Origin of the sequence: Micromonospora sp. RP3T (genome assembly GCF_003027925.1) — a bacterium.
Taxonomy (GTDB): domain Bacteria; phylum Actinomycetota; class Actinomycetes; order Mycobacteriales; family Micromonosporaceae; genus Micromonospora.
Genome location: NZ_PYPS01000020.1, coordinates 13,693 through 39,953, shown reverse-complemented (window position 1 = coordinate 39,953; position 26,261 = coordinate 13,693). Strand labels below are relative to the sequence as shown.

Genomic DNA, 26,261 nt, shown 5'->3' with positions numbered 1-26,261 from the left:
CATACGGAGGAGGGCCGACACCGGACGCGCCACCTCGACCGGCGGCTCAGTCGGCCGGTCGCCACGCCAGCGCGCCGTGGAACGCGTCCGGCACCGGCTCCGGCTCGCCCACCGGCCGCCACCGCGCGACCGGCACCACACCCTCGGCCGTCGGACGCCACCGGCCGAGCAGCGGCGGGAACCGCCCGGGTTCGCGCATCCGGAACGCCGGCCCCATCATGGCCAGCGCCTCCGGGTACGCGGCGAGTTCCGTGCCGTCGAAGTCGATCGCCAGCCAACTACCCGGCGCCGCCGCCCGGTACAGCTCGTCGAGCGTCCGGGCGAGCGTGTCGTCGTCCAGGAACGCGGCCAGGCCCAGGAAGACCACCCCGACCGGCCCGCTCCCCCAGCTCGGCACGAAGCGACGCAACTGGGCCGGATCGAGCGTACCGATGTCGGTGGCGTCACCGTGGCCGTAGCCGGCCCGGTCGCTGCCGGCCAGCAGGCGCTGGCCGAGCCGGACCGTCTCCGGGTCGGCGTCGGTGTAGAGCACGCTCGCCCCCGGTGCCACCTCGTGCACGTTTCCGCGGGTCGGCACGCCCGCGCCGAAGACGAGGAACTCGTCCACCCCGGCGGCGGCGACGGCCCGCACGGTGCGGCCGAGAAAGGCCCGCAACGAGCGGAAGATCGCCGCGCACGGCCCGTACGCCGCCTCGAACGCGGTCGCCGCGGCCACGTCCACCGGGCGGTGGTCCCGGCCGCCGAGCCAGTGGTCGATCATGCGGGCGGTGCTGGGCAGGTCCGGCTCGACCATCGACGGGGCTCCCTCCCGTGCGCGCTGGCGTCAGCGTACCGAGCGGTCGACTCACCCGGTATCGCCCCGGCGGGGCCGCGCCGGCCGCGATACTGGCGGCGCGGGCCGGCGGGGCGGCCGGCGGCGAGGAGGTACCGGTGAACTCGGCGAACGGCGCGGCGGTGGTGGTCGGCGTGGACGGCTCCGAGTCGGCCACGCGGGCCGTGCGGCTGGCCGCCCGGGAGGCCGCTCGCCGCAACCGTCCGCTGCGGCTGGTGCACGGCTTCATCTGGCCGCTGCTGCGGGTGCCGGTGTCGGCGCCCGCGCAGGCGCCGCCCGGCGCCGGCCTGCGCCACCAGGCCGAACAACTGGTCGGCGACGCGGTCGCGACGGCCGAGGCGGAGTGCCCCGGGCTGCGGATCACCGGCGAGATCATCGACGGGGAGGCCGCCGCCGTGCTGCTCGGCGAGTCCCCCAGCGCCGCCCTGGTCGTGCTCGGCGACCGGGGCCTCGGCGGTTTCGCCGCGCTGGTGCTCGGCTCCGTCGCGGTGCAGGTCGCCTCGTACGCCGACTGCCCGGTGCTGATCGCCCGCGGGACGGCCCGCGAGGCCGGCCCGGTGGTGGTCGGCGTGGACGGCTCCCCGCTGTCGCGCGCCGCCGTCGAGTTCGCCGCCGGCACCGCGTCCTCGCGCGGGGCCCGGCTGCACGCGGTGCACGCCTACACCCACCCGGCCTCGACCGGGCCCGGCGACATGCAGCCCCTGGTGCACGACGAGGACCGGCTCCGCGGCGAGGAGGACCGGGTGCTGGCCGAGTCGCTGGCCGGCGTCGCGGAACGCTGGCCGGACGTGCCGGTGACCCGCGAGGTGACGCACGCCCGGCCGGTCGCGGCGCTGGTCGCGGCCGCCCGCGACGCCCAGCTGGTCGTGGTGGGCCGGCGGGGTCGCGGCGAGCTGACCGGGCTGCTGCTCGGCTCGGTGAGCCAGGCCCTGCTGCACCGCGCCGACTGCCCGGTGGCGGTGGTCCGCGCCCCCGAGTGAGCGCCGGGCCAGGCGACGGACGCGGCGGTGTCCGGCCCACGGTTGGCGGCGGCCGGGGCGGGTAGACGGAGCCGACAGCGACAGCGACCGGAGGAGGCAGCGATGCCAGGACCACGGCCGGGCAGCAACGCGTACGACAAGCAGCGGGCGCGGTTGCGCGACCGCGTCGAGCAGTCCGGGCGGGCCGCCGACCAGGAGGCGAACCGGGTGGCCAACCGGATCCTGCAGGACGACCGGGGTCAGCGCGGCGTCGTCCGGGGCGAACGGACCTACGGGCCCAAGGGCGAACGCGAACCGGGCGACCCGAAGTGAGAGCGGCGCCCCTGGTCGACGGCGCCATCGCGGGCGCCGTCGGCAGCGCCGTGCTCAACGTGGTCAGCTACCTCGACATGACGCTGCGGGCCCGTCCGGCCAGCACCACGCCGGAGACCACCGCCGGTCGCCTCGCCGACGTGGCGCACGTCGACCTCGGGCCGGCCGAGGAGGCGGCGAACCGCCGCGCCGGCCTCGGGCCGGTGCTCGGGTACGCCACCGGCATCGCCGCCGGCGCCGTGTTCGGCGTGCTCGCCGCGCGCCGCCGGGTGCCGCTGCCGGTGGCGGTGACGCTGCTCGGTGGCGGCGTGATGGCCACCTCGGACAGCTCGATGACGCTGCTCGGCGTGACCGACCCGCGCACCTGGCGACGCGTCGACTGGGCGTCGGACCTGGTGCCGCACCTGGCGTACGGGCTGGCGGCCGCAGCCACCTGGCGGAGGCTGCGGCCGTCGTGCCGCGCGGTTAGCGGTCGCTGGCGTCCTCCGCCACCGGTTCGCCGGCGGGGCCGTACGGCGACACCTGTCCCTTCGGCACCCGGCGACCGGCGTCGGCGTTGGACGTGCCCCCGCCCCGCGAGCGGTCGCCGCCGGTGACGGCGGACTTCCGGCTGTCCTGGCTGGTCGCGCCGAGATCGTTCCGGCGCAGCTCCTCCTGCTGGGGCTTGACCACAGGTCTCTCCCTTCCCGGTGGGAGCGCGCGGCCGTCGACCACGCACGTCGTCCGGGTACCCGCCGCCGAGCGGCGCATTCCGATGCCGCCGACGGGTCTGGGCCGGCCCCGGGCGGGTAAGCCGGTGGAATGCCGGACGATCGGAACGTGGCGCGGGCCCTGCTGGACCGGCAGTCCCGCACGTACGCGGAAGAGGCCGGGATCACGCTCGCGGACCGGCCCGGTCCGCTCTACCAGTTGCTGGTGCTCACCACGCTGCTGAGCACCCGGATCCGGGCGAGCGTGGCGGTCGCCGCCGCCCGGGAGCTGTTCGCCGCCGGCTGGCGGACCCCGCAGGCGATGGAGGCGGCGAGCTGGCAGGACCGGGTCGACGCGTTGGGCCGGGGCCACTACCGGCGCTACGACGAGCGGACCGCCACCATGCTCGGCACCGGGGCCCGGCTGTGCCTGGACCGGTGGCACGGCGACCTGCGGCGGTTGCACCGGGAGGCCGGCGCGGACCGTGCGGTGCTGCGCCGGTTCCTGACCGAGTTCCCCGGCATCGGCCCGACCGGGGCGGACATCTTCCTGCGGGAGGCGCAGGCGGTCTGGCCCGACGTGCGCCCGTACGCGGACCGCCGCACCCTGGCCGGGGCGCGGCGGCTGGGTCTGCCGGCGAATCCGGGCAGCCTCGTCGGGTTGGTCGGGGAGGCCGACTTCGGGCGACTGGCGTCGGCGCTGGTGCGGGTGGCGCTCGGCGAGGAGTCGGCCGGTGAGGTGAGCCGCTCCGCCGCGGCGGCCCGCTGAGCCGGCGGGCTACTTGGCCGGGCCGGGCCGGGTCAGATGCCAGGCCAGCAGCGAGGCGAGCAGGGCGAGCAGCACCACGCCGCCGGAGATGCCACCGCCCTCCCCGCCGCTCGCGCGGTGCCCGGTGGCGCCGAAGTAGATCACGGCCAGTCCGGCGAGGACGGTGACGAACGTCCGCATGCCTCGGTCCTTCACGCCCCGGACGGTACGGCCACCGACCGGCACGGAGGGCCGGTTCGCACCGGTTGTCCCCCGTCCGGGTCAGTCCGTCTCCAGGTCGTCGAGGGAGACGGCGTGGGTCATCAGCCAGCGGGCCAACGCGGCCATCCCGAACAGCCACAGCGGCGCCGACTCGGTGGTGCCGTTCGTGGCGAAGATGGCGAACCGCAGGTCCGGGGCCCGGTACGCCTCGATCCGCCACCTGTGGTTCTTGTCCCGCCAGACCGCGGAAGGGTCCATGGCGTCACGGTAGGTGACCGGGCCTGGCCGGCGTCGCCGGTTGGCTCACCCGCCCGGCACCACGTATCCGCCGAGCAGCATGCGCAGCGCCGCCACCGCGATCGACACCGCGATACCGCCGAGGAGCCACCAGCCCAGCCCGGCCCAGCCGGTGCGGCGGTCCCGGGCGGCCGGCACGTCCGCGCGCCAGCGTTCCCGGTACGCCCAGGCGAGCACGCCGAGGCCGAACGGCAGCAACCCGATCCAGAACCAGTACCAGCGTGTCCCGCGCACCGGTGGCGGGCCGGCGATCAGCATGAGCAGCCAGCCGACGCCGATCGCCAGGGCGAACAGCGCGGCCGTGTTCGCGATCGTGTCGGCGCGGGTGTCGCCGCCGTGGGTGGTGGCGTCCCGGGCCCGCGGATCGGCGAGCGGGTCGGCGTCCCGGCCCGGCCACCGGTCGGCGTCGTCGACACCGGTCGGGGCGGCGCTCGCCGGGGCGGGGTCGGCGTCGTCGCTCCCCGGGCCGGTGGCCGGGTCGTCCTCGGCAAAGCCGCCGTTCGGGACCGGCGCGGGCACGTAGGTGTAGCGGAACTGGCCGTCGGGGCGGGTCCAGACCACCGTCGAGCCGCCCTGGGCGTACCGGGGTTCCGGGCGGCGGGCCCAAGGGCCGGTGTCGTCCCATCCGTCGGCACGCGCGATCGTCAGCACCCGGCCGGCGGCGAGGTCCCGTTCCAACTCGGCGGCGTCGACCGAGCGCGGGGCCGACCACCAGGCGAGCGCCGCCCAGACCAGCCAGCAGACCAGCACCGCCAGCGGAACCACCCGATTCGGCCACGCCCGGTCGGCCCGCATGGCGCGACGCACGTCGATCATGCGGCCAGCCTGCCACCGACGCGCAACCGTTCAGCCCGGCGGGCGGACCACCTCGCGCGCGTCGTCGGGCAGCCGGCGGGTGAGACCGCGATGGTCCAGCAGCTCCAGCAGCGGCACCGCCACCCGACGGGTGGTGCCCAGCGCCTGCCGGGCGGCGCTGAGCGTGAACGGCTGCGGCAGGCCGGCCAGGACCCGCGCCGCCTCGTCCGGCGCGCCGGGCAGCAGCACCACGTTCTCGGCCAGCCGCACCAGCGCCCCGGCCCGTACCGCCGCGCCGATCTCCTTCGGGCCCAGGCCGAGGCCGGCGAGGTGGTGCGCCTCGGGCGCCTGGAACGGCCGGTCGCCGTACTCGGCGCGCACCGTCGCCACCGCGCGGGCGACCGGGTCGGGCAGCGTCCCGGCCGGGGCGCCGGTGACCAGGCCGGCGTGCAGTCGCAGCGGCGGGCGCAGCAGCGCGGTCACCAGCGCCCGGTCGGGCAGGCCGAGGCGGTGGCGCAGCGCGTCGACCGGCACGCCGGCGGCGAGCGGATGCGCGGCGGCGTACCGGGCGACCTCCTCGGTGAGCCGGCGGCCCAGGTCGCGCCAGTGGTCGGGGTCGGCCAGCCAGTCGCCGGCCACCGGTGCGGCGGCCGGCGGCACGCCCATCCGGGTGAGCTGCCCGGCCCGGACCAGCCGCCGCCGGCGCAGCTCACCGGCCGGGTCGGGTCGCCCGTCCAGCCCGGCCAGCACGGCGGCGCGGGCAGCCGCCGCGCCCCGGCGACGCAGTGGCGGCGGATCCACGTCCAGCACCGTCACGCCGCCGGCCACGTGGTGCCGGCCCGGGTCGCGCAGCAGCGCCCGGTCACCGATCAGCAGCGGCAGCGGGCGGGCCAGGCGCAACCGGACCGTGTCCGGGCCCAGCGGCCGGACCCGGGCGGGCACCGCCGCGGAACCGACGTGCAGCGTGAGGGTGGGCGGCAGGTCGGCGGCCGGGTCGCCGGCCAGCCGCACGTCGAGCAGGTCGGTGCGGCCGAACCGGCCGGGGCGCAGCAGCGCGTCGCCGCGCCCCACCCGGTCCCGGGGCAGGCCGCGCAGGTTCACCGCCACCCGCGCCACCGCGTCGATGTCCGACCGCGCGACGCCCAGCGAGTGCAGGCCGCGTACCCGTACCGGCTCGCCGGTGGCGGCGAGTTCGAGTTCGTCGCCGACGCGTAGCCGACCGCCGCCGAGCGTGCCGGTGACCACCGTGCCGCTGCCGCGCACCGTGAAGGACCGGTCCACCCAGAGCCGGACCGGGGCGTCGTGGGCCGGATCGGGCAGCCGGGCGACCAGCCGGTCCAGCGCGGCGCGCAGCTCGGGCAGGCCGGCGCCGGTGACCGCCGAGACGGCCACCGCCTCCACCTCGCCGAGCGAGGTCGCGGCGATCTCCGCCCGGGCCCGCGCCGTCGCCGGCCCCGGATCGGCCAGGTCCGCGCGGGTCACCGCCAGCAGCCCGTACGACACGTCCAGCGCGTCCAGCGCGGCCAGGTGCTCGGCGGACTGCGGCATCCAGCCCTCGTCGGCGCCGACCACGATCAGCGCGGCCGGCACCGGGCCGACGCCGGCCAGCATGTTCGGCACGAACCGTTCGTGCCCGGGCACGTCGACGAACGCCAGCGTGCCGCCGGAGGGCAACGTGGTCCAGGCGAAGCCGAGGTCGATGGTCATGCCGCGGCGGCGTTCCTCCGCCCAGCGGTCCGGTTCCATCCCGGTCAGCGCCCGCACCAGCGTCGACTTGCCGTGGTCGACGTGCCCGGCGGTGGCCACCACCCACACGGGTCAGCCCGCCACGCGCAGGATCGCGGCGTGCACGCGGTCGTCGTCGCCGACCGGCACGGCGCGCAGGTCCAGCAGGAGCCGGCCGTGCAGCACCCGGCCGAGGACCGCCGGGTCGCCGGTGCGCAGCGGCACGGCGTAGCGCTCGGGCAGGCTCAGCGCCCACGAGTCCAGCTCCACCCCGGGCGCGCCGCCCCCGCCGACGACCGCGGCGACCGGCACCACCTCGGCCTTGCACCCGTCGGCGCCGAGCCGGTCACGCAGCCGTTCGGTGCGGGCACGCAGCCGGCCCGCGTCGGCGTGCAGCGCCTCCCCGGTGGGGGTGGCCGGCGCGTGCAGCGTGGCGGCGAGCGCGGCGAGGGTGAGCTTGTCCACCCGCAACGCGCGGGCGAGGGGGTGCCGGCGCAGCCGCTCCACCAGGTCCGCGGCGCCGAGCAGCAGGCCGGCCTGCGGCCCACCGAGCAGCTTGTCGCCGCTGGCGGTGACCAGGTGGGCGCCGGCGCGCAGTGTGGTCGCGGCGTCCGGCTCGTCGGGCAGCAGCGGGTCCGGCCGGAGCAGGCCGGAGCCGATGTCGGCGACCACCGGCACGCCGAGGGTGGCCAGCTCCCCCACCGACACCGCCGAGGTGAAGCCGGTGACCACGAAGTTCGACGGGTGGACCTTGAGCACGAAGCCGGTGCGCGGGCCGATCGCGGCGGCGTAGTCGGCCCGGCTGGTGCGGTTGGTGGTGCCCACCTCGCGCAGCCGGGCTCCGGTGCTGGCCAGCAGGTCGGGCAGGCGGAACCCGTCGCCGATCTCGACCAGCTCGCCGCGGCTGACCACGATCTCCCGGTCGGCGGCGAGCGCGGTGGCGGCCAGCACCAGCGCGGCGGCGCCATTGTTGACCACGTGCACGGCGGCGGCGTCGGGCACGGCGGCGGCGAGCGCGTCCAGCGCCTCCCGGCCGCGCCGGGCCCGCCGGCCGGTGGCCAGGTCGAGTTCCACGTCGGTGTGCCCGGCGGCGGCGACCAGCGCGTCCACGGCGGCCGGGGCGAGCGGGGCCCGACCCAGGTTGGTGTGCAGCACCACGCCGGTGGCGTTCAGCACCGGCCGGGGCGTACGCCCGGGCAGGTCGGCAAGCGCGGCGTCGCGTACCTGATCGGGGGGGATCTCGCCGCGGCGGGCGCGGTGCTGGGCGGCGACGATCGCGGCCTTGACCCGGTCGCGGCCGACCGTGCCGGCGGCGGCTGTCAGCGCCGGGTCGGCGAGCAACGCGTCGGTGCGCGGCACCCGCCGACGCGGGTCCACCTCACGCATCGCACGCTCCCCCGGGGACGGTGTGGCGGAGACGGACGGGAATCGAACCCGCCTGGCCCGGGTCCCGGACCACACCGGTTTTGAAGACCGGGAGGGGCACCAGCCGCCTGAACGCCTCCACGCAGCAGTCAACCACAGCGGCCCGTCGGCCGCCCGGCGAGGTGTCAGGCCCGCCGGGCGGCGCGCTCGCGCTGCGGGACCACCGTGTACTTCGGGTCCCGCGCCGAGGCGACGCCGCCGTGGAAGATGCCGAAGCGGGTGCAGACGGCGGCGGAGAGCAGCGCGCCGCCGGAGGCGGCGGAGAGCAGCCGGCTGCGGCGGCCGACCAGCGCGCCGGCCACCCCGGCGGCGGTGAGCGCGCGGCCGGCGCGCAGCAGCTTCCCGGGCGTGCCGTCGGCGTAGGGCTCGCTGAGCAGGCCGAGCCGGTTCTCCACCCGGTGCGCGCCCCACAGTTCCAGCGCCGCGCCGGCGACCGCCATCCGCCGCGCCGGGCCGGCCTGCCCGGGCGGCGCGGCCAGCAGCCCGACGCCGGCGCCGCTGGCCAGCGCGCTGCCCGCGAAGATGACCGGCAGTTCCGGGTACGCCTCGTGCCACGACGGCACCGCCGTGTCGGCCAGCAGCACCCCGGTGTACGTGGCCAGCGCCGGCGCGGTGACGGCGGCGACGAGGCCGGCCGCGTGCCCGGTCGGGGGCAGCAGCCGACGACCCAGCCCGAGCAGCCCGCGTTCCGGCAGCCGGGGCGCGACCTCGGCGATCGCGGCCAGCCCGGCGGCCGGGCCGAACGCGCTGAGGATCCAGGTGCCCACCGACATCGGCGAGGTCACCTTCGCCACCCGCAGCATGTGGTGGAAGCGGCTGGGCCGGCCCAGGTCGTTGATGAGGAAGTACGCGCTGGCGCTCACCGCCGCCAGCGACGTGACCCGGCCGGCGCGGCGCAGCGCCGGCCGGCCGGTGAGCTGCCCACCGGCGGCCAGCATCGAGGAGCCGGCGGCGAGCCCACCGGTGAACAGGTACGCGGCGATGTCCCACTTCCACACCGGCGGTTTGAGCACCGGCCGGCCGTAGTAGGAGGTGAACTCCGCCGGGGGGACGTTGAGTTGTTCGCCTCCGCCCTTGCCGCCGCGCCGTCGGCGGCCGGTGGTGGGCGCGGTGTCGCGGGGCGGATGCGGGGCCAGCCGGGCCTCGTGGGCGCCGCTGTCGGTGCGGCCGGGGCCGACACCGGTGGCCCGGCTGCCGCTCTCCGCCGGCACGCCGCCGTCGGCGGCCAGACGGTCGCGGAAGCGGCGGAACAGGGCACCCACCGGACGGTCCGGGCTCACGACGATCCTCCGACGAACGCGGCGACGGTGGCCGCCGCCATGGCCAACGCGGCCAGGCCGGCACGCTTCCACATCCTCGGCAGGTCCCGGGTGGTGACCACCGGGTCCGGCGGCAGCCCGTACACCTCGGGCTCGTCGAGCAGCAGGAAGAACGCGCCGTCGCCGCCCACCCCGTCGGTCGGGTCGTGGCCGTAGAGCCGGGCCTCCGGCACGCCGCGCTCGTGCAGCGTGGCGACCCGCTGGGCGGCCCGGTCCCGCAGCTCGTCGAGCGGGCCGTACTGGATGGACTCGGTGGGGCACGCCTGCGCGCAGGCCGGCGTCATGCCGGCGCCCAGCCGGTCGTAGCAGAGCGTGCACTTCCACGCCCGGCCGTCGTCCTTGCGCTGGTCGATCACGCCGTACGGGCAGGCCGAGATGCAGTACCCGCAGCCGTTGCAGATGTCCTCCTGCACCACGACGGTGCCGAACTCGGTGCGGAACAGCGAACCGGTCGGGCAGACGTCCAGGCAGGCCGCGTGCGTGCAGTGCTTGCACACGTCGGACATCATCAGCCAGCGGAAGTCGGTGCGGCTCTCCGCGCCGGTGCCCCGCCCCGGTGGCTGCGCCCCGGGCATGCCGAGGAACTCCGGGCCGGCCGCCATCCGCGCCGCCGGCTCGCCGCGCCCCGGCGGCAGTCCCGGGCTCGTGCCGGTGTCGGTGGTCGTGCCGGCGCCCACCGACGCCGACGCCGGGCTGCCTGTCGTCGGGCCGGTCGGGTCGCCCGCGAACGGCGGCGTCCGCTGCCCCGCCGGGCGGGGCTGCTCGATGAACGCCACGTGCCGCCACGAGTTCGCGGTCAACGCGCCGGTGTTGTCGTACGACATGCCGAGCAGGTCGAAACCCCCGTCCGGGACGCCGTTCCATTCCTTGCAGGCGACCTCGCAGGCCTTGCAGCCGATGCAGACGCTGGTGTCGGTGAAGAAGCCCATCCGGGGCGGCGCCTGCGTCCACCCGGCGTCCGGGGCCGGGTCGAGCGGTCCGTACAGGCTGTTGGCGTCAGGCATGGTCTTCTCCGTCGCACGCCGCGGCCTCGGGCGTCTGCTCGTCGGTGCTGCCGGCCGCGTTCTCGCCGCCCAACACGTCGGTGGTCACGATCGGCACCTTCCGGTCCACGGTCATCCCGGCCCGGCGCTGGTAGTCGCCGACCAAGTCGAGCAACGCCGGCCCGGTGGGCCGCCGGCCCGGCCGGATGTCGCACGTGCCGATCTTGCTCTCCTGGATGAGCACGTTCGGGTCCAGCGTGATGCCGAACAGGTCGTTCGCCGAGTCGCCGGTGACCAGGCCCTCGCTGCCGAAGTGGTAGGGCAGCCACACCTGGTGGATGATCCGCCCGTCCACCCGCAGCGGGGTGAGCCGGTCGGTGACCAGCACCCGCGCCTCGATGGCGGCCCGCCCGCTGATCAGGTGGGCCCAGCCGAGATGCGCCAGCCCGACCTCGGCGGCCAGTTCCGGGGACACCTCCACGAACATCTCCGGTTGCAGCTCGGCCAGGCGCGGCACCGTCCGGCTCATCCCGCCGGCCGTGTGGTGCTCGGTGAGCCGGCTGACCGTGAACACGTACGGGAAGACCTCGCTGTGCGGCTCCGGCGGGCTCGGGTTGATCCGGTTCACCGGGTGCTCGTAGATCTTGCGGGTCGGGTTGGCCTGCTGCCCGTAGAGCGGGTTGCGCATCGGCGACTCGGCCGGCTCGTAGTGCGTCGGCAGCGGGCCGTCGAGCACGCCGCTCGGCGCGTACAGCCAGGCCTTGCCGTCGCCCTGCATGACGAACGGGTCGTCACCGGCGAGCGCCTCCGGGCCGGAGGCGTCGTCCGGCGGCCGGTACGACGGCGGCTTGGTCTTCTCGAAGTCCGGCACGTCGTAGCCGGTCCACTCGCCGGCGTCCGGATCCCACCAGACGTACTTCTTGCGGTCGCTCCACGGCCGGCCCTCCGGGTCGGCGGACGCGCGGTTGTAGAGCGTGCGGCGGTTCGCCGGCCAGGCCCAGCCCCACTCGGCGGCCACCCAGTCCTGCTCGTGCCGGGATTTGCGGCGGGCCGCCTGGTTCACCCCGTCGGCGTAGACGCCGGTGTAGATCCAGCAGCCGATCGCGGTGGAGCCGTCGTCCTTCGCCTCGGCGAACGCGTTCAGCGGGCGGCCGGTCGCGACGTCGTAGCCGTTGATCTCCTTGAGCACCGCCTCGGCGCTCGGCTCGGCGTGCGGCCCGTGCGTCGGATAGTCCCAGGTCAGGTCCAGCAGCGCCCGGTCCCGGGGCGTGGTGGAGCCGGCCAGCTTCTCCCGCAGCACCCGGCCGAGGTGGTAGAAGAACCACAGCTCGGAGCGGGCGTCGCCGGGCGGGTTGACGGCCTTCTCCCGCCACTGCAACAGCCGCTGGGTCTGGGTGAAGGTACCCTCCTTCTCCACGTGCGAGGCCGCCGGCAGGAAGAACACCTCGGTGCGGCACTCCTGGGGCACGATCTCCCCGGTGGCGATCTCCGGGCTGTTCTTCCAGAACGTGGCGCTCTCGATCAGGAACAGGTCGCGGACCACCAGCCAGTCGAGGTTGGCCATGCCGAGGCGCTGGGCCCGGCCGTGCGCGGAGCCGACCGCCGGGTTCTGGCCGAGCAGGAAGTATCCCTTCACCTTGCCGTCGATCATGTTCAGGACCTGCTGGTACGTCCCGTGGTCGCCGGTCATCCGGGGCAGCCAGCCGTAGCCGAAGTCGTTCTCCGGGGTCGCCGCGTCACCCCAGTACGCCTTGAGGAGGCTGGCCGCGAACGCGCCCGAGTTGCCCCAGAAACCCTTCTGGCCGGGGTGCCGGATGCTGTCCACCCACTTGTCGAACGTCGGGTGGTCGGCGTGGTGCGGCATCGGCAGGTAGCCGGGCAGCAGGTTGAACAACGTCGGGATGTCGGTGGAGCCCTGGATGCTGGCGTGCCCGCGCAGCGCCAGGATGCCGCCGCCCGGCCGGCCCATGTTGCCCAGCAGCGTCTGGATGATCGACCCGGTGCGGATGTACTGCACGCCGACGCTGTGCTGCGTCCAGCCGACCGAGTAGACCAGGGCGCCGGTGCGCTCCCGGCCGGAGTTCTCCGTCCAGGCGCGGGCCAGCTCCAGGAACTTCTCCTCCGGAATGCCGCAGACCCGGGCCACCATCTCCGGCGTGTAGCGGGCGAAGTGCCGCTTGAGGATCTGGTAGACGCAGCGCGGGTGCCGCAACGTCTCGTCCCGCTGGGTCTGCGCCGGCACCGGCTCGCCGTGCGACTCGTGCTCCAGCCCGGAGGCCGAGTCACGTTCCTTGCCGGTGCCCCGGATCTTCGTGTTGCCCTCGTGCCCCTCGTACTGCCAGCTGGCGTGGTCGTAGGAGCCGGTCTCCGGGTTGTAGCCGGAGAAGAGCCCGTCCAGGTCCTCGGTGTCGGCGAACTGCTCGCTGACGATGGTCGCCGCGTTGGTGTACGCCAGGACGTACTCCCGGAAGTCCAGCTCGTTGTCCAGGATGTACCGCACCACGCCGCCGAGCAGCGCGATGTCGGTGCCCGCCCGGATCGGCAGGTACGTGTCGGCGAGCGCGCTGGTGCGGGTGAACCGCGGGTCCACGTGGAAGACCTTCGCGCCGCGCTTCTTTGCCTCCATCACCCACTGGAAGCCCACCGGGTGGGCCTCGGCCATGTTCGAGCCCTGGATGACGATGACGTCAGCGTTGGCGAGGTCCTGCTGGAAGTCCGTCGCGCCGCCGCGACCGAAGCTGGTCCCCAGACCGGGGACGGTGGCGGAGTGTCAAATCCGCGCCTGGTTCTCGATCTGGAGCGCCCCCATCGCCGTGAACAGCTTCTTGATGAGGTAGTTCTCCTCGTTGTCCAGCGTCGCGCCGCCCAGGCTGGAGATGCCGAGCGTCCGGTTCAGCGGGCGCCCCTCGTCGTCGACGTCCTCCCAGGTCTCCTCGCGCGCGGCGAGGATCCGGTCGGCGATCATGTCGAGCGCGACGTCGAGGTCCAGGTCCTCCCAGTCGGTCGCGTACGGCCGGCGGTAGCGGACCTTGGTCTGGCGCAGCGGGCTGGTCACCAGGCTCTTGCTGGCGGAACCTTTCGGGCAGAGCCGGCCACGGGAGATCGGGCTGTCCGGGTCGCCCTCGATCTGGGTGACCCGGCCCTCGGAGTGGAAGACGCGCTGACCGCAGCCGACCGCGCAGTAGGGGCAGACCGAGCGGGCCACGCCGTCGGCGGTCTCGGTGCGGGCGGTCAGCCCGGCGGAACGCGCCGACTGGGCGGCGGCGCCGCGCCCCAGCGGGTCGGTGCCGGTGAGTTGCCGGTAGACCGGCCACCCCTGGATGAATGTCTTCAGACCCATCCGGGCACCCCCTCCACGCGCGAAGATCGGCTGACCCCTTGCACACTAGGCCAGCCGAACGGTGCCCGCGAGTCGAGCGAAAAACAGCGCCGCCCCGGCCTGATGACCGGGGCGGCGCTGGGCGTCGGTGTGCAGGTCGCCTCTCGGCGAGTGGCGCGACGCGGCTCCAGCCGAACGGTATTCCGCGAAGGCAATTTAGGTGAGGCCCGGGGACACTGGTCACACCGACGCTCTCCACAACGGTACCGGGACGGCCGTTCTTCCGCCGGTCGTCGTGACCCCGGTCACCGACCTTGGCGCTCGACACGCCGGTCAGGGGTTACCCTCATGGCATGTCGGCCACCGCCAGCGCGTACCTCGCCCGGCCCGGGCGTCCCGCCGTGGTCCCGCGCACGCTCGACGAGCTGGCCGGCCCCACCGGGGGCGTCGTCGAGCTGCCGGTGCGCCTGATGTGGAACAGCGAACGCGCCTTCGACCTCGCCGACCCCGACGAGCTGCTCTGGATGTACGAGAACGTGCTGCGCGAGACCACCCGGGTGACGGACCTGCGGGAGCTGATCCACGCTCCGACGCTGCGCCGGGTGTGGCCGCTGCTCAACCTGCCCCGAGGCGTACGCCTGGCCTGGGAGGGCCGGCACCGGAGCCTGCGTACCGCGTGACGCATCCGCACGACTTCTACCGGGAGGTGGCCCGGGTGGCGCTCGCCGCCGCCGGCCCGCACCGGTTCGTGCTCGGCGGCGGGGTGGCCTGGGCCGCGCACGGCCTGGTCACCCGCCCGACCGAGGACGTGGACCTGTTCGCCGACGTGGAGGGCGCCGCCGCCGCGGCGGCGGCCGACGTGCGGGCCGCGCTGGAACGGGCCGGCTACCGGGTGGACGAGGCGGACCCGGACGGTCTGGGCGAGGTGTTCGACGGCTTCGACCGGGACCTGCGGGACTTCGTGGTGAGCCGCGGCGACCGGCAGATCCGGCTCAGCCTGGCCCGGCTGGACCGGCGCCGCAGCCCGGTGGTGATGGACTTCGGCCCGGTGATGGACGTGCGGGACCTGCTGGCCAACAAGACCGCCGCGCTGGTCAACCGCCGGGAGGTACGCGACTACATCGACGTCGCCGCCGCGCTGGACCGCTACCCGGTGGCCGAGTTGCTGGAGCTGGCCCACCAGGTGGACCCGGCGCTGGAGGAGGAGGACGTCCGGGCGGCCGGCCGCTACCTCGACGGGCTGGCCGACCGCCGGTTCCGCCGCTACGGACTGAACACGGCCCGGATCGCCGAGGTGCGCCACCGGATGTCCGTCTGGCCTCGCTGAGCCGGCGGGACCGGAGGGCGTACCGACGGGTCACTTCGTCGGCTTGCCGCCGGTGACGCCGAGGATCTCGCCGGTGACGTAGCTGGACTCCTGGGAGGCGAAGAAGACGTACGCCGGGGCCAGCTCGGCCGGCTGGCCGGGGCGGCGTCGGTGCGGACCGCCACGCCCGCGGCCGGCCCGCTGCTGTGCGGCCTGGCCGGAAAACAGCGGTGGGTGACGGGATCGGAAACATTTGGGGGTGTTGTGGCGTGCGTGACAGCCGGTGGTTATGGTGCGCAACGGCGCCCACGAGGCGCCTACCCCCATGGAAAGGCACCTCATGACCTCCTCCTCCGGCGCCTCGCGCCGCCAGGTGCTGGCCGTCGCCGCCGCCGCGGCGACCGCTCCGCTGCTCGCCGGCGCGCCCGCCGAGGCGAAGCCGAAGCAGCCGAAGACCTGGGACCTGACCGTCCTCGGCACCTCGGACACCCACGGCAACGTCTACAACTGGGACTACTACAAGGACGCCGAGTTCGACGACAGCAAGCACAACGACGTCGGCGTCGCGAAGCTGGCCACCCTGGTCAACCAGATCCGGGCGGAGCGCACGGGCAAGGCCACGCTGGTCCTGGACGCCGGCGACACCATCCAGGGCACGCCGCTGGCCACCTACTACGCCAAGCAGGAGCCGATCACCAGCACCGGTGAGACGCACCCGATGGCAGGCGCGATGAACGTGCTGCGCTACGACGCCGTCACGCTCGGCAACCATGAGTTCAACTACGGCCTGCCGCTGCTGGCCACCTGGATCAAGCAGCTCGGCTTCCCGGCGCTCGCCGCGAACGCGATCAACTCCAAGACCGGCAAGCCGGCCTTCCTGCCGTACGTGATCAAGGAGGTCCGGCTCGGCGGGCACGGCGCGCCGAAGCTGCGCGTCGGCATCCTCGGCCTGACCAACCCGGGCGTGGCCATCTGGGACAAGGCCAACGTCGAGGGTCGCCTGGTCTTCGCCGACATGGTCGCCACCGCCGCGAAGTGGGTGCCGGTGATGCGCCGGCGCGGCGCCGACGTGGTCATCATCTCCGCGCACGGCGGGGACAGCGGCACCTCCAGCTACGGCCCGGAGCTGCCGAACGAGAACCCGACCGCGCTGATCGCCGAGCAGGTGCCCGGCATCGACGCGATCCTGTTCGGTCACGCCCACAACGAGGTGCCGGAGAAGTTCGTCACCAACCTGAAGACCGGCAAGGCGGTGCTCACCTCCGAGCCGTCGAAGTGGGGCCAGCGGCTGACCCGGATGGACTTCACGCTGACCCGGGAGAAGGGCTGCTGGAAGGTCGTCGACTCGTCGGCCACCACGCTGAACACCAACACCGTGGCCGAGGACCCGGCGGTGCTCGCGGCCGTGCGCGGCCAGCACGCCAAGACGGTCGAGTACGTCAACCGGGTGGTCGCGCAGTCGAGCGTGGAGCTGTCCGCCGCCGAGTCGCGCTACAAGGACACCCCGATCCTGGACTTCATCAACCACGTCCAGACCGAGGTGGTCACCGAGGCGCTGGCCGGCGGCGCGTACGCGGGCCTGCCCGTGCTGTCGATCGCCGCGCCGTTCAGCCGCACCGCGGTGTTCCCGCAGGGCGACGTGCGGATCCGCGACGTGGCCGGCCTGTACGTGTTCGACAACACGCTCGAGGCGGTCGTGCTGACCGGCGCCGAGGTGAAGGCGTACCTCGAGTACTCAGCGAAGTACTTCGTCACGGTGCCGGTGGGCGCCACGGTCGACCCGGAGACGATCAGCGACCCGGCCGTGCCGGACTACAACTACGACGTGTTCTCCGGCGTCGACTACGACATCGACATCTCGAAGCCGGTCGGTCAGCGGATCACCCGCCTGGTGCTGGCCGGCACCGACACGCCGGTCGCGGCCGACGCGCAGTTCGTGGTGGCGGTGAACAACTACCGGCGCAGCGGCGGCGGCAACTTCCCCGGCATCGTGAAGACGCAGGTCTACAACGCGCAGCAGGAGATCCGCCAGCTGCTGATCGACTGGGCGCAGGCCAAGGGCACCATCGACCCGGCCGACTTCTTCGTGCCGAACTGGAAGCTGGTCCGCGAGGGCGTGCCGGTCTTCTGAGTCGCCCGGCGAGGGGCCCCGGCGTCACACCGGGGCCCCTCGTCATGTCCACACCACCACCCGACCCACCCCGCCCCGGGCCCCGGCCCGGGCCGGCCCGGAGATCTTGGAAAGAGAGGGCCCCGGGAGGGGCCGAGAGCTTCCAAGATCTGAAAGCTGTCCGCACGGGCACCTTCGTGGCCGCCGCTGCCTGGACAGCCTCCTTGGGGATCCCTACCTCACATTCGAAGACCTGCGCCCAGAAGTTGACGAGAGCCCGCACCGAGCCGGAGTGAATCATGGCCTCGCGTCTGGCCGGACAATCCAGGCCGAACCATCCGAGAAGACGAAAGCCCATCCGGCGATCTCACTCCCGTTCGCGAGCACGAGGGTGGTCGGAGCTTCCGCTACTGGGATGAGGGGCAGCTCTTCCAGTTCTCGGATCATCGATGGCGCCCCTCCCCCGCATTCCTCGCGTACGCGCCGGACCCACATGACGGTTCGTCGGGCTGTCGACTCGATGATCCAGTCAGACGAGCTGATCGGCCGGGTTGGCAGGGGCGTCTTCGTCGCCTGAGTGTCAGCCGCCGGCGCGCAGGTGCCACTCCGACTCGCCGCCGGTCGGATCCGGCCGGTCCGGCCGGGTGTCCGTCTCGATGGACTCCGCGCGTTCCTCGGGGCTGACCCGGGGCGGCAGCTCGCCGAAGCGGACATGCCGCAGGAACGCGTACTCGTCGTCGGTGAACGACTCGACCGGTTCGCTCATGCCCGCATTGTGCGCCCGCCCGACCGGCGGCGGTATCAACCGAGACGGTGCGGGTATGCCGCCGCGACGGTCGTCGGCGACGAGGCGGGAGGGCGACATGCGCGCGGTACGGATGACCGCTCCGGGGGTGCTGGAGCTGACCGAGGTGCCCACCCCGGAGCCCGGCCCCGGTGAGGTGCTGCTGCGCGTCGGCGCGGTCGGCGCCTGCCACTCCGACCTGCACATCCTGGACGCCGAGGCAGGGATGTTCCCCACCCCGATGACGTTGGGCCACGAGATCGCCGGCACGGTGGAGGCCGCCGGTCCCGGCGTGGACGGTTGGTCGCCCGGGGACCGGGCCGCGGTCTACGGGATCGTCGGCTGCGGCCGGTGCCGGGCCTGCCTGCGCGGCGAGGAGAACCGCTGCCGGGTCACCCCGGTCGGCGGCATCGGGCTCAGCCGCGACGGCGGGCTGGCCGAGCACGTCGTGGTGCCGGCGTCCCGGCTGCTGCACGTGGGCGAGATGGACCTGACCCAGGCCGCGCCGCTGACCGACGCCGGGCTGACCCCGTACCACGCGGTGGAGCTGGCCCGGCCCCGGCTGCGCCCCGGCACCACCTGCGTGGTGATCGGCATCGGCGGGCTGGGGCACATGGCGCTGCAGATCCTTGTCGCCACCACCGCGGTGCGGATCGTCGCGGTGGACACCAACGTCGCCGCGCTGGACCTCGCCGACCGGCTCGGCGCCCACCACGTGGTGCGGGCCGGCGCGGACGCGGTGGAGAAGATCCGCGAACTGGTCGGACCGCCGCCGGACGGCGCGGACGTGGTGCTCGACTTCGTCGGCGCGCAGCCCACCCTGGACACCGCCCGGCAGGTCGTCGCCACCGGTGGTCAACTGCTGCTGGTCGGCCTGGCCGGGGGCACGTTGCCGGTCCGGCCGGTCGCCGACGCGCCGCCCCCGGTGCCGTTGGAGACCGGTGTGGTGGTGCCGTTCTGGGGTACCCGCGCCGAACTCCAGGAGGTCATCGCGCTGGCCCGGGACGGTCGGCTGCACGCCGACGTGCAGACGTTCCCGCTGGACGAGGCGCCCGAGGCGTACGAGGCGCTGCGCCGGGGGGACATCCACGGGCGGGCGGTCATCGTCCCCTGACCGGGGGCAGGCGGTCGATCAGCGCCAGCCCGGCCCGTACCGGTCGCCGGTCGAGCGCCTCGGCGAAGCCGATCCGCCCCTGACAGAACCGGACGAACATCCGCCAGCCGAGCGGGGTCGCCAGCATCGCGTGGAACACGTCCGGTCGCCGCTGGAACGCGTCCAGCAGCCGGTGCCCGGCCCGCATCTCCGGCGTCAGCAGCCGCGCCACCTCCCGGGGGTACGCGTCCAGGTCACCGTCGGCGACCGCCGCGCCGGCCAGCCGGCCGGACCGCAGGGCGTAGCTGATGCCCTCCCGGCTCCACGGCTCCAGCAGGCCGGCCGCGTCGCCGACGACGAGCACCCGGCCGTGGCGCAGCGGGGAGTCGTCGGCGCGGCAGCGGGTCAGGTGACCGGAGTCGTGCTCGGGCGCGATCCCGGACAGCCCCAGCCGGGCCACGAAGTCGCGCAGGTAGGCGCGGGTCCGCTCGCCGTCACCGCGGGCGGAGATGACGCCCACGGTGAGCCGGTCGCCCTTCGGGAAGACCCAGGCGTACGAGCCGGGGACCCGGCCCCAGTCGAGCAGCACCCGGCCCCGCCAGCGGTCCCGCTCGACGGCGGGCACCGGCAGCTCCAGCTCCAGCCCCAGATCGACCTGGCGGAAGCGCACCCTGACGTGTCGGGCGGTCACCCCGGAGGAGCCGTCCGCGCCGACCACCGCACGGGCGCGCACCACCTCACCGTCGGCCAGCCGCAGGCGTACCTCGTCGGGGTCCTGCTCCACCGCGCGGACCGCGACGCCCTCGCGGACCTCGACGCCGGCGGACACCGCGGCGGCGCGCAGCCGGTCGTCGAACTCCTCGCGGCGGATCATCGTGATCACCGCCTCGGCGTGGCGGCGGGTGAACGCGCGTCGCCCGTCCCGGGTGAACGTCACCCGGTCGACCCGGTCCTGCGCGGGCACCTCGATCACGTCACCGGCCTCGGCCAGCGAGGTGCCGATCAGGCCGCCGCCGCACGTCTTGTACCGGGGGTGGGTGGCCCGCTCGACCACCAACGTCCGCACGCCGGCCCGGGCCGCGGCACGCGCGGCGGAGAGGCCGGCGGGCCCGCCACCGACCACGACGAGATCCCAGATGATCACTGGTGCAGCCTAGGGCACCGGCGAGCCGGGTGGCCGCACACGACCCTCGATCGGGTGGGCATCATCGCCGGCCGCCCGGGTAAGCGCCGGTTGCCGACCGTCCGGCGGTCGGACGGTCCACGCCGAGGAGGGAAGCGATGCCTCAGGTCCAGTTGTCCGCGGTCGAGGAACGGGTGTACCAGGCGGTGTCCGCGCTGGAGGCGCGGGGACACGTCCCGTACCCGGACCTGATCTCCGAGGAGACCCAGATGACCGAGGAGGAGCTGCGCGAGCCGCTGCACACGCTCACCGAGCGGGGACTGCTGCACCGCGAGGACTCGCCGATGACGGGCCTGGACTTCGGGCCCCGCTGGTGCGCGCGCCAGATGGCCTGACCGCCTCGTTTGCCCCACCGAGGTCCGGGTAGCGATCGGGGATGCGTGATCGACGGTCTGTGGGGGGCACGATGAGTGGGGACCGGCCGTCGACGCCGGCGACGGAGACCGGGTACGACGAGCGACGTCGGTGGCGGGCACTGAGCGTCGGCCTGGTCGCGGCGTTCATGACGCTGCTGGACGTCAGCATCGTCAACGTCGCCGTCCCGTCGATCGACCGGGCACTGCACGCCACCCCGAGCGACCTGCAGTGGGTGCTGTCCGGGTACGCGTTGACGTTCGGCCTGGTGCTGGTGCCGGCCGGACGGTTCGGCGACGCGCGCGGCCGGCGGACCGCGTTCGTGGTCGGGGTGGGACTGTTCACGCTGACCAGCGCGCTCGCCGGGCTGGCCACGTCGGCGACCTGGCTGATCGTCGCCCGGCTCGTCCAGGGCGCCGCCGCCGGCATCGTCAACCCACAGGTCAGCGGCATGATCCAGCAGCTCTTCCGGGGCGCCGACCGGGGGCGCGCGTTCGGGCTGCTCGGCGCCACCATCGGCATCTCCACCGCGGTCGGGCCGCTGCTGGGCGGGCTGCTCATCCAGCTCGGCGGCGCCGAGCACGGCTGGCGGTGGGTGTTCTTCGTCAACATCCCGGTCGGCATCGTCGCGATGGTGCTCGGCTGGCGGCTGATGCCCGCCCGGCCCGCCGGGCAGCCCGACCGGCACCGGCTCGACCCGGTCGGCGTGCTGCTGCTCGGCGCCGGGGTCACCGTGGTCCTGCTGCCGCTGGTGCAGCGGGAGCAGTGGCAGGGCTCGACCAAGTGGCTGCTCATCCCGCTCGGCCTGCTGCTGCTCGCCGGCTTCGCGTTCTGGGAACGCCGGTACGCCCGGCACACCACACCCCTGTTCGACCTGCGGCTGTTCGGGCTGCGCTCGTACACGCTGGGTTCGCTGATCGGGCTGATCTACTTCGCCGGCTTCACCGCGATCTTCTTCATCTTCACGCTGTACCTCCAGATCGGGTTGGGTTACAGCGCGCTCGTCGCCGGCCTGGCGATCACCCCGTTCGCGCTCGGTTCGGCGGTCGCCTCCGCGCTGGGCGGGCGGGTGGTGACCCGGTACGGCCGGCCGCTGGTCGCGATCGGGCTGCTCGCCGTGGTGGTCGGGCTGGTCGCCACCGACCTGGTGCTGACCGGCGGACCGCACCAGCACGTGCCGCTGCGTACCGCGCTGCCGCTGCTCGTCGCCGGGCTGGGCAGCGGCCTGGTGATCGCGCCCAACCAGACGCTCACGCTGTCGGAGGTGCCCGTGCCGATGGCCGGCAGCGGGGCCGGCATGCTCCAGACCGGACAGCGGATCGGCTCGGCCGCCGGCATCGCGGCGGTGGGCGCGTTGTTCTTCTCCACACTGGCCGACAACCGGGGCGACTGGTCGGTGGCGTTCCGGCACTCGCTGCTGCTCGCCGCCGGCATCATCGTGCTGGCGCTGGTCGCCGCCGTGGTCGACATCGTCGCCGGCCGCCGGGTGAAAGGCCGGGCCCCCCGTTAACGCCTCCGGTAGAGGAACGCGCCCCGCTTGACACCCACGGCGCACGCGAAGGCCGGCACCCCGGGCAGGGGTGCCGGCCTTCGTGCTGTCTCAGCTGTTCCAGTGCTTGTTGACGAGGTCGGTGGCCTGCTTCTCCCACTGGGCGTACGCGTCCGGGTAGGCCGACACCTGCACGGTCTGGGCCGCCTTGGTCAGCGGCATGTCCTGCCAGCCGTCGACCTGCTTCAGACCCTTCAGGAACGCCAGCGTCGAGTACTCGGGGTCGGTGATCTGCTCCGGCGTGCCCCAACCCGAGGAGGGGCGCTGCTGGAACAGGCCCAGCGAGTCGTGGTCGTTGCGGTCGCCGAGGTGGCCCAGGTTCTCCAGCTTCGACTCCTGCAGCGCGGTGGCGATCGAGATGACCGCGGCCCGATCCGGCAGGCCGGCCTTCTTCGTCGCGGCGATGATCGCCTTGACGTTGGCCGTCTGCTCGTCGTTCAGGTTGATCGTGGACTGCTCGCCCTGCACGGCGACGACCGGCTTCGCCACATGGGCGGAGGCGTCGGCGTGCGCGGCGATCGGACCGGCGAACACACCACCGGTGAACGCCAGACCAGCAATACCCAGCACACTCTTACGCAGCATCGTGTTCATCAGAAAGGCTCCATTCGGGGGTCAACGCACCGGGGGGTGCGGGCACCGTCAGGCGCACAAGAAGTTCTCGGGGATCCGGCTGCTCGCGGGGCGGAGGCCTCGACGCGGCGCCGGAAGACTGTGCAACGACCGGGGACCCGCCGTCATTCCCGGGCGGGGGCCGGCGGCGGGGGCCGCTCGCTTTCCTCAGCCGTGCACCGGGATACAACGCCGCGACCCCCCGGCCCATTCCACCGCCAGCGTGCCGCCCACCACCCCGAAACCGGACAAACGACGCACCGGGTCTGTTCGGGAGCACACCACCGGCGCCTCGGAGCGCCCCGAGACACCCGTGGCGTCCCACCCACGCCGGCGCGCGGAACACCGCCGGCCAGCTGCCGGCGGGCGTCGACCGGCCGCCGGACAGACGGACCGGCCGGCCCCGAATCGGGGGCCGGCCGGTCACGGGTGACGTCTCACCAGAGCTGCTGGACGATGTCCGCCGCCTGCTCCTCCCACTGCGCGTACGCGTACGGGTAGGCGGACACCTGCACGGTCTGCGCCGCGCTGGTCAGCGGCAGGTTCTGCCAGCCGCCGACGTTCTTCAGCGCGCCGAAGAACGCCTTGCTGGCGTACTCCGGGTCGGTGATCTGCTCGGACGTGCCCCAACCGGACGACGGACGCTGCTGGAACAGACCCTCCGAGTCGTGGTCGTTGTACGTGCCGAGGTGACCCAGGTTGTACAGCTTGGACTCCTGCAGGGACGTGGCGACGCCGATCACGGCGCCCCGCTCCCCCACGCCGGTCTCCTTGGCCGCCTGGACGATGGCCTTGGCGTTGTCGAGCTGCGCGTCGTCGAGCGGGATACGCGACTGCGCGCCCTCGACGCCGTGCGGCACGAGCTTGTCCCGGGCCGGCCGGTCGGCCTTGGTGGGCACCTTGTCGCTACCGGTGGTCAGGCCGGACGTGACCGCCTCGGTGGCGGTCTTCTTGCCGGTGGCCAGGTCGATGGCGGCCCTGGCGCCGGCGTGGGGTCCGCTGGTCACCGGCGCGGCGACGGCGGTGGGTGCGAAGGCCAGTCCGCCCAGGGCGGCCACGCCCGCGACGGCGAGTGCGGCGCGACGGTTCCGGGCGACGGCGGTGGTCCTCGCGACGGCGGTCTTCGCGATGGCGGGGAGCCATCGAGTGAGGTGCTGCTGCACGATGGTTGCCCTTTCGATCGTTACGACGCGCTCCGGGGTGAGCGCCCCTCGGGGGTGCCGGCACCGGTCAGGTGCCGGCGTACCGGGGCACAACCAGGTCGACCTGTCGGTCATTCCGTAGATGTCGGATAGGCGCTGCGGCTGCGATCCAGGTCACTCCGCGAGCGCGGGGAAACCGGACGATCAGGCCGGCCCGCCGAAACGGACCAGGACGTGCCAGAGCTGCTTGAGGTGCTGCCCGGTCAGCTCCGCCGGTCCGCGGTCGGCCCAGCGGTGCGGCTCGCGGACCAGTGACCCGGCGGCCCGGCCGATCAGGGCGGCGTGCAGCGGCTCCCCCGGCCGGCCGAACTCGGCGTGCACGCGGACGGCCAGCGGCGGAATGTCCGGGCCGCGGAAGTCGGCGTCGACGCCGTCGACAGGCAGCTGGAAGCCGCAATGCCAGCGCAGCGGGAAACCGTACCGGTCGGCGATGCCGGCGAGGCGGCGGCCGGTTCCGGTGTCGCGGAACGACGGGTCGACCACGAGCGCCTCGACGTCACGGGCGAGGCTCAGCTCGCCGTGCACCTGGGCCTCGATGTAGTCGTCAAGCGCGCGACCGGCCCGCGCGGCGGCCCGTTCCCGGCGGGACAGCAGCGCCCGCAACAGCGTGCCGGTGTCCATCCCGGACACGCCGAGGCTGACGCCGGTGCCGGCGGTGGCGACCAGCAGCGCGGCGAGGACCGGCTCGAAGACGGTGGCGGTGCCGACCTCGGTCGGCCCGAGATGGCTGTCCCCGAAGGTGAACGTGGTCCGGGCCACCACCTCCGGGCGCAGCCGCAGGTGGCAGGAGCCGAACCGGGGGCAGGCGCCGTCGAGATGGTCGAGCAGGTTGAGACCGCCGTACTTCGGGCGCTGGGCGGCGGGCACGCCCGGACGCTGGTACGCGCCGCCGAACATCACCTCCTCCCAGCGGTCCCGGTCACCACCGGGGAACGCGGTCAACCCGCCGCCGGAGATCCCGGTCTCGAACTGGCTGCGGTACACGCCCTCGTCGTCGAGCGCCTCGACCACCGTACGGCCGTCGCGCAGCAGCCGGTCGGGGTGGAAGTTGACGGTCAGCCGGCCGTACCCGGTGACCATCGCGCCGACCTCGTCGCAGCGGAGGTCGGCCCCGGAGCCGGCGAGGTGTTCCGCGATCACGGCGAGCGCGGCCGGGCGGTCCCGCAGCGCGACGCCGCGCACGTGTCGCAGGGCGGCGGACTGCGCGGCGGTCAGGGTCGGTCCGGGCATGCCGGCGAGTATCGCCGGGGCCGGGCCGGCGGGCCAGGGAGATTCCGCGAGGAAAGGGCTGGACCTGGGGTACGGCTACCGGCCGGTCGCGCCGAGGCGGGTGAGCAGGTGCGCGTTTCCGCCGGTGGCGCCGAGCTGGCGCAGCAGGTGCTCCAGGGCGGCCTGTCGGTCCAGCGTGGACAACGCGGACCGTAACGCCCGCAGGCGTTGCCGTTCGAGGTCGGACAGCAGCGCCTCCTCCCGCCGGGTGCCGGAGGCGCGCACGTCGACCGCCGGGAACGTACGCCGGTCGGCGAGCCCTCGGTCCAGTTTCAGCTCCGCGTTGCCGGTGCTCTTGAACTCCTCGAAGATGAGCGTGTCGGCGGCCGAGCCGTTCTCCACCAGCGCGGAGGCCAGGATGGTCAGCGAGCCGCCCTCCTCGACCGCGCGAGCCGCCGCGAGCAGTTGTTTGGGCGGGGTGAGCGCGGCCACGTCGATGCCGCCGGAGAGCGTACGCCCGGCGGAGCGCACGGTGAGGTTGTAGGCGCGGCCGAGCCGGGTCAGCGAGTCGAGCAGCACGACCACGTCCTGCCCCAGCTCGACCAGGCGTTTCGCCCGCTCGATCGCCAGTTCCGCCACGGCGGTGTGGTCCCGGGGCGGACGGTCGAACGTGGCGGCGACGACCTCGCCCTTGATCGACCGGGACATGTCGGTGACCTCCTCGGGCCGCTCGTCCACCAGCACCACCATCAGGTGACAGTCGGGATGGTTGGTGGTGATCGCGTTCGCGATGGCCTGCAACACCATCGTCTTGCCGGCTTTCGGCGGGGATACGACCAACGCCCGCTGGCCCTTGCCGATCGGCATGACCAGGTCGATGACCCGGGTGGTCAGCACGTGCGGCTCGGTCTCCAGCCGTAGCCGCTCGTGCGGGTGCACGGGGGTGAGCTGGTGGAAGTCGCGGCGCCGCCGGGCCGGCCCGGCGGCCAGGCCGTTGACGGTGTCCAACCGGTCCAGCGGGACCGGCCGGCCCGGGTGGGACGCGCCGGCGACCGTGCCGGTGACCAGGTCGCCGCGGCGCAGGCCGTACCGGCGGACCTGGCCGGCGCTGAGCGTGACGTCGGCGGTGGACGGCAGGTAGCCGTCCACCCGGAGCGTGTGGTGCCCGCCGGCGGCGTCGAGGACACCGCTGACGGGTCGGTGCGCGGGGCTC

General features: G+C 74.4%; 23 protein-coding genes, 1 tRNA gene and 3 pseudogenes. 10 read left to right on the top strand and 17 right to left on the bottom strand.

What is annotated here, in order from left to right; translation table 11 throughout:
• Window positions 1-46: 46 nt before the first annotated feature.
• Window positions 47-793 carry an SAM-dependent methyltransferase gene (locus C8054_RS17300; RefSeq protein WP_107157834.1) on the bottom strand — a complete coding sequence of 249 codons (747 nt, stop codon included), beginning with the start codon at window positions 791-793 and terminating at the stop codon, window positions 47-49.
• Window positions 794-930: 137 nt separating this feature from the next.
• Between C8054_RS17300 and C8054_RS17295 the strand changes: the two genes are divergently transcribed.
• From C8054_RS17295 to C8054_RS17275, 4 genes and pseudogenes are all read left to right on the top strand, one after another.
• Window positions 931-1,812 carry a universal stress protein gene (locus tag C8054_RS17295; RefSeq protein ID WP_107157907.1) on the top strand — a complete coding sequence of 294 codons (882 nt, stop codon included), beginning with the start codon at window positions 931-933 and terminating at the stop codon, window positions 1,810-1,812.
• A gap of 102 nt (window positions 1,813-1,914) precedes the next feature.
• Window positions 1,915-2,124, top strand: coding sequence for a phosphatidylethanolamine-binding protein (locus tag C8054_RS17290; RefSeq protein WP_107157833.1), 210 nt, complete (start codon window positions 1,915-1,917; stop codon window positions 2,122-2,124).
• Window positions 2,121-2,576: pseudogene (locus C8054_RS17285) on the top strand (hypothetical protein); the annotation flags it as partial. The gene C8054_RS17290 and the pseudogene C8054_RS17285, both read left to right, overlap by 4 nt.
• 349 nt (window positions 2,577-2,925) lie before the next feature.
• Entirely contained in the window at window positions 2,926-3,582 is a 657-nt protein-coding gene (locus C8054_RS17275; protein ID WP_107157831.1) for a hypothetical protein, read from the top strand.
• A gap of 9 nt (window positions 3,583-3,591) precedes the next feature.
• Here C8054_RS17275 and C8054_RS17270 read toward each other — a convergent pair whose 3' ends face one another.
• The 9 genes from C8054_RS17270 to fdh all read right to left on the bottom strand — a co-directional run bounded on the left by C8054_RS17270 (window position 3,592) and on the right by fdh (window position 13,667).
• Window positions 3,592-3,777 (bottom strand): hypothetical protein, encoded by a 186-nt coding sequence (locus tag C8054_RS17270; RefSeq protein WP_107157906.1) that lies wholly within the window; start codon window positions 3,775-3,777, stop codon window positions 3,592-3,594.
• A 66-nt stretch (window positions 3,778-3,843) separates the two neighbouring features.
• Window positions 3,844-4,041: a hypothetical protein gene (locus C8054_RS17265; protein ID WP_107157830.1), complete on the bottom strand. Its 198-nt coding sequence runs from the start codon at window positions 4,039-4,041 to the stop codon at window positions 3,844-3,846.
• Between the two features lie 45 nt (window positions 4,042-4,086).
• Window positions 4,087-4,896 carry a hypothetical protein gene (locus C8054_RS17260; protein ID WP_107157829.1) on the bottom strand — a complete coding sequence of 270 codons (810 nt, stop codon included), beginning with the start codon at window positions 4,894-4,896 and terminating at the stop codon, window positions 4,087-4,089.
• A 30-nt stretch (window positions 4,897-4,926) separates the two neighbouring features.
• Window positions 4,927-6,690: a selenocysteine-specific translation elongation factor gene (gene selB / locus C8054_RS17255; RefSeq protein WP_107157828.1), complete on the bottom strand. Its 1,764-nt coding sequence runs from the start codon at window positions 6,688-6,690 to the stop codon at window positions 4,927-4,929.
• Window positions 6,691-6,693: 3 nt separating this feature from the next.
• Window positions 6,694-7,986 carry an L-seryl-tRNA(Sec) selenium transferase gene (selA, locus tag C8054_RS17250; protein WP_107157827.1) on the bottom strand — a complete coding sequence of 431 codons (1,293 nt, stop codon included), beginning with the start codon at window positions 7,984-7,986 and terminating at the stop codon, window positions 6,694-6,696.
• Window positions 7,987-8,009: 23 nt separating this feature from the next.
• Window positions 8,010-8,105: transfer RNA gene (locus C8054_RS32060), tRNA-Sec, on the bottom strand.
• Window positions 8,106-8,150: 45 nt separating this feature from the next.
• Window positions 8,151-9,305 (bottom strand): NrfD/PsrC family molybdoenzyme membrane anchor subunit, encoded by a 1,155-nt coding sequence (gene nrfD / locus C8054_RS17245; RefSeq protein ID WP_199199804.1) that lies wholly within the window; start codon window positions 9,303-9,305, stop codon window positions 8,151-8,153.
• Entirely contained in the window at window positions 9,302-10,348 is a 1,047-nt protein-coding gene (locus C8054_RS17240) for a 4Fe-4S dicluster domain-containing protein (RefSeq protein ID WP_107157826.1), read from the bottom strand. Before C8054_RS17240 ends, nrfD begins: the two co-directional genes overlap by 4 nt.
• Window positions 10,341-13,667: a formate dehydrogenase gene (fdh, locus tag C8054_RS17235; protein ID WP_233219684.1), complete on the bottom strand. Its 3,327-nt coding sequence runs from the start codon at window positions 13,665-13,667 to the stop codon at window positions 10,341-10,343. The genes C8054_RS17240 and fdh overlap by 8 nt, the downstream gene beginning before the upstream one ends.
• Window positions 13,668-13,999: 332 nt before the next feature.
• Between fdh and C8054_RS17225 the strand changes: the two genes are divergently transcribed.
• Together C8054_RS17225 and C8054_RS17220 are read left to right on the top strand one after the other, a co-directional pair.
• On the top strand, window positions 14,000-14,326 hold the full coding sequence (locus C8054_RS17225) for a hypothetical protein (RefSeq protein WP_107157823.1): 327 nt from the start codon (window positions 14,000-14,002) through the stop codon (window positions 14,324-14,326).
• Entirely contained in the window at window positions 14,323-14,973 is a 651-nt protein-coding gene (locus C8054_RS17220) for a nucleotidyl transferase AbiEii/AbiGii toxin family protein (protein ID WP_107157822.1), read from the top strand. The genes C8054_RS17225 and C8054_RS17220 overlap by 4 nt, the downstream gene beginning before the upstream one ends.
• 30 nt (window positions 14,974-15,003) lie before the next feature.
• Here the strand turns inward: C8054_RS17220 and C8054_RS17215 are convergent.
• A pseudogene (locus tag C8054_RS17215) lies at window positions 15,004-15,117 on the bottom strand (SDR family oxidoreductase); the annotation flags it as partial.
• Between the two features lie 175 nt (window positions 15,118-15,292).
• On the opposite strand from C8054_RS17215, the gene C8054_RS17210 reads away from it, so the two are divergent.
• Window positions 15,293-17,083, top strand: coding sequence for a bifunctional UDP-sugar hydrolase/5'-nucleotidase (locus C8054_RS17210; protein WP_107157821.1), 1,791 nt, complete (start codon window positions 15,293-15,295; stop codon window positions 17,081-17,083).
• Between the two features lie 559 nt (window positions 17,084-17,642).
• Here the strand turns inward: C8054_RS17210 and C8054_RS17205 are convergent.
• A complete protein-coding gene (locus C8054_RS17205) occupies window positions 17,643-17,828 on the bottom strand; it encodes a hypothetical protein (RefSeq protein ID WP_107157820.1) in 186 nt (61 codons plus the stop codon).
• Between the two features lie 97 nt (window positions 17,829-17,925).
• Here C8054_RS17205 and C8054_RS17200 point away from each other — a divergent pair, with 97 nt between their 5' ends.
• A complete protein-coding gene (locus tag C8054_RS17200; protein WP_107157819.1) occupies window positions 17,926-18,960 on the top strand; it encodes an NAD(P)-dependent alcohol dehydrogenase in 1,035 nt (344 codons plus the stop codon).
• Here the strand turns inward: C8054_RS17200 and C8054_RS17195 are convergent.
• Window positions 18,947-20,083 (bottom strand): geranylgeranyl reductase family protein, encoded by a 1,137-nt coding sequence (locus tag C8054_RS17195; RefSeq protein WP_107157818.1) that lies wholly within the window; start codon window positions 20,081-20,083, stop codon window positions 18,947-18,949. The two genes, C8054_RS17200 and C8054_RS17195, sit on opposite strands and share 14 nt — an antisense overlap.
• A 137-nt stretch (window positions 20,084-20,220) precedes the next feature.
• Between C8054_RS17195 and C8054_RS17190 the strand changes: the two genes are divergently transcribed.
• Both C8054_RS17190 and C8054_RS17185 read left to right on the top strand, forming a co-directional pair.
• Window positions 20,221-20,457, top strand: coding sequence for a hypothetical protein (locus C8054_RS17190; protein WP_107157817.1), 237 nt, complete (start codon window positions 20,221-20,223; stop codon window positions 20,455-20,457).
• Between the two features lie 71 nt (window positions 20,458-20,528).
• Entirely contained in the window at window positions 20,529-21,986 is a 1,458-nt protein-coding gene (locus C8054_RS17185) for an MFS transporter (protein ID WP_107157816.1), read from the top strand.
• Window positions 21,987-22,076: 90 nt separating this feature from the next.
• Here the strand turns inward: C8054_RS17185 and C8054_RS17180 are convergent, their stop codons facing one another.
• The 4 genes and pseudogenes from C8054_RS17180 to rho form a co-directional block, all read right to left on the bottom strand.
• On the bottom strand, window positions 22,077-22,619 hold the full coding sequence (locus tag C8054_RS17180) for a hypothetical protein (RefSeq protein WP_107157815.1): 543 nt from the start codon (window positions 22,617-22,619) through the stop codon (window positions 22,077-22,079).
• A gap of 455 nt (window positions 22,620-23,074) precedes the next feature.
• A complete protein-coding gene (locus C8054_RS17175; protein ID WP_107157814.1) occupies window positions 23,075-23,800 on the bottom strand; it encodes a hypothetical protein in 726 nt (241 codons plus the stop codon).
• Between the two features lie 183 nt (window positions 23,801-23,983).
• Window positions 23,984-25,069 carry a DUF3626 domain-containing protein gene (locus C8054_RS17170; protein ID WP_107157813.1) on the bottom strand — a complete coding sequence of 362 codons (1,086 nt, stop codon included), beginning with the start codon at window positions 25,067-25,069 and terminating at the stop codon, window positions 23,984-23,986.
• 75 nt (window positions 25,070-25,144) lie between these two features.
• Window positions 25,145-26,245, bottom strand: a pseudogene (gene rho / locus C8054_RS17165) (transcription termination factor Rho); the annotation flags it as partial.
• Window positions 26,246-26,261: the final 16 nt, after the last annotated feature.

Coding starts and splice junctions, on each gene's coding strand:
- C8054_RS17300 (WP_107157834.1), bottom strand. CDS start 793: ATGGTCGAGCCGGACCTGCCCAGCACCGCCCGCATGATCGACCACTGG.
- C8054_RS17290 (WP_107157833.1), top strand. CDS start 1,915: ATGCCAGGACCACGGCCGGGCAGCAACGCGTACGACAAGCAGCGGGCG.
- C8054_RS17275 (WP_107157831.1), top strand. CDS start 2,926: ATGCCGGACGATCGGAACGTGGCGCGGGCCCTGCTGGACCGGCAGTCC.
- C8054_RS17265 (WP_107157830.1), bottom strand. CDS start 4,041: ATGGACCCTTCCGCGGTCTGGCGGGACAAGAACCACAGGTGGCGGATC.
- C8054_RS17260 (WP_107157829.1), bottom strand. CDS start 4,896: ATGATCGACGTGCGTCGCGCCATGCGGGCCGACCGGGCGTGGCCGAAT.
- selA (WP_107157827.1), bottom strand. CDS start 7,986: ATGCGTGAGGTGGACCCGCGTCGGCGGGTGCCGCGCACCGACGCGTTG.
- C8054_RS17240 (WP_107157826.1), bottom strand. CDS start 10,348: ATGCCTGACGCCAACAGCCTGTACGGACCGCTCGACCCGGCCCCGGAC.
- C8054_RS17225 (WP_107157823.1), top strand. CDS start 14,000: ATGTCGGCCACCGCCAGCGCGTACCTCGCCCGGCCCGGGCGTCCCGCC.
- C8054_RS17210 (WP_107157821.1), top strand. CDS start 15,293: ATGACCTCCTCCTCCGGCGCCTCGCGCCGCCAGGTGCTGGCCGTCGCC.
- C8054_RS17205 (WP_107157820.1), bottom strand. CDS start 17,828: ATGAGCGAACCGGTCGAGTCGTTCACCGACGACGAGTACGCGTTCCTG.
- C8054_RS17200 (WP_107157819.1), top strand. CDS start 17,926: ATGCGCGCGGTACGGATGACCGCTCCGGGGGTGCTGGAGCTGACCGAG.
- C8054_RS17190 (WP_107157817.1), top strand. CDS start 20,221: ATGCCTCAGGTCCAGTTGTCCGCGGTCGAGGAACGGGTGTACCAGGCG.
- C8054_RS17185 (WP_107157816.1), top strand. CDS start 20,529: ATGAGTGGGGACCGGCCGTCGACGCCGGCGACGGAGACCGGGTACGAC.
- C8054_RS17180 (WP_107157815.1), bottom strand. CDS start 22,619: ATGAACACGATGCTGCGTAAGAGTGTGCTGGGTATTGCTGGTCTGGCG.
- C8054_RS17170 (WP_107157813.1), bottom strand. CDS start 25,069: ATGCCCGGACCGACCCTGACCGCCGCGCAGTCCGCCGCCCTGCGACAC.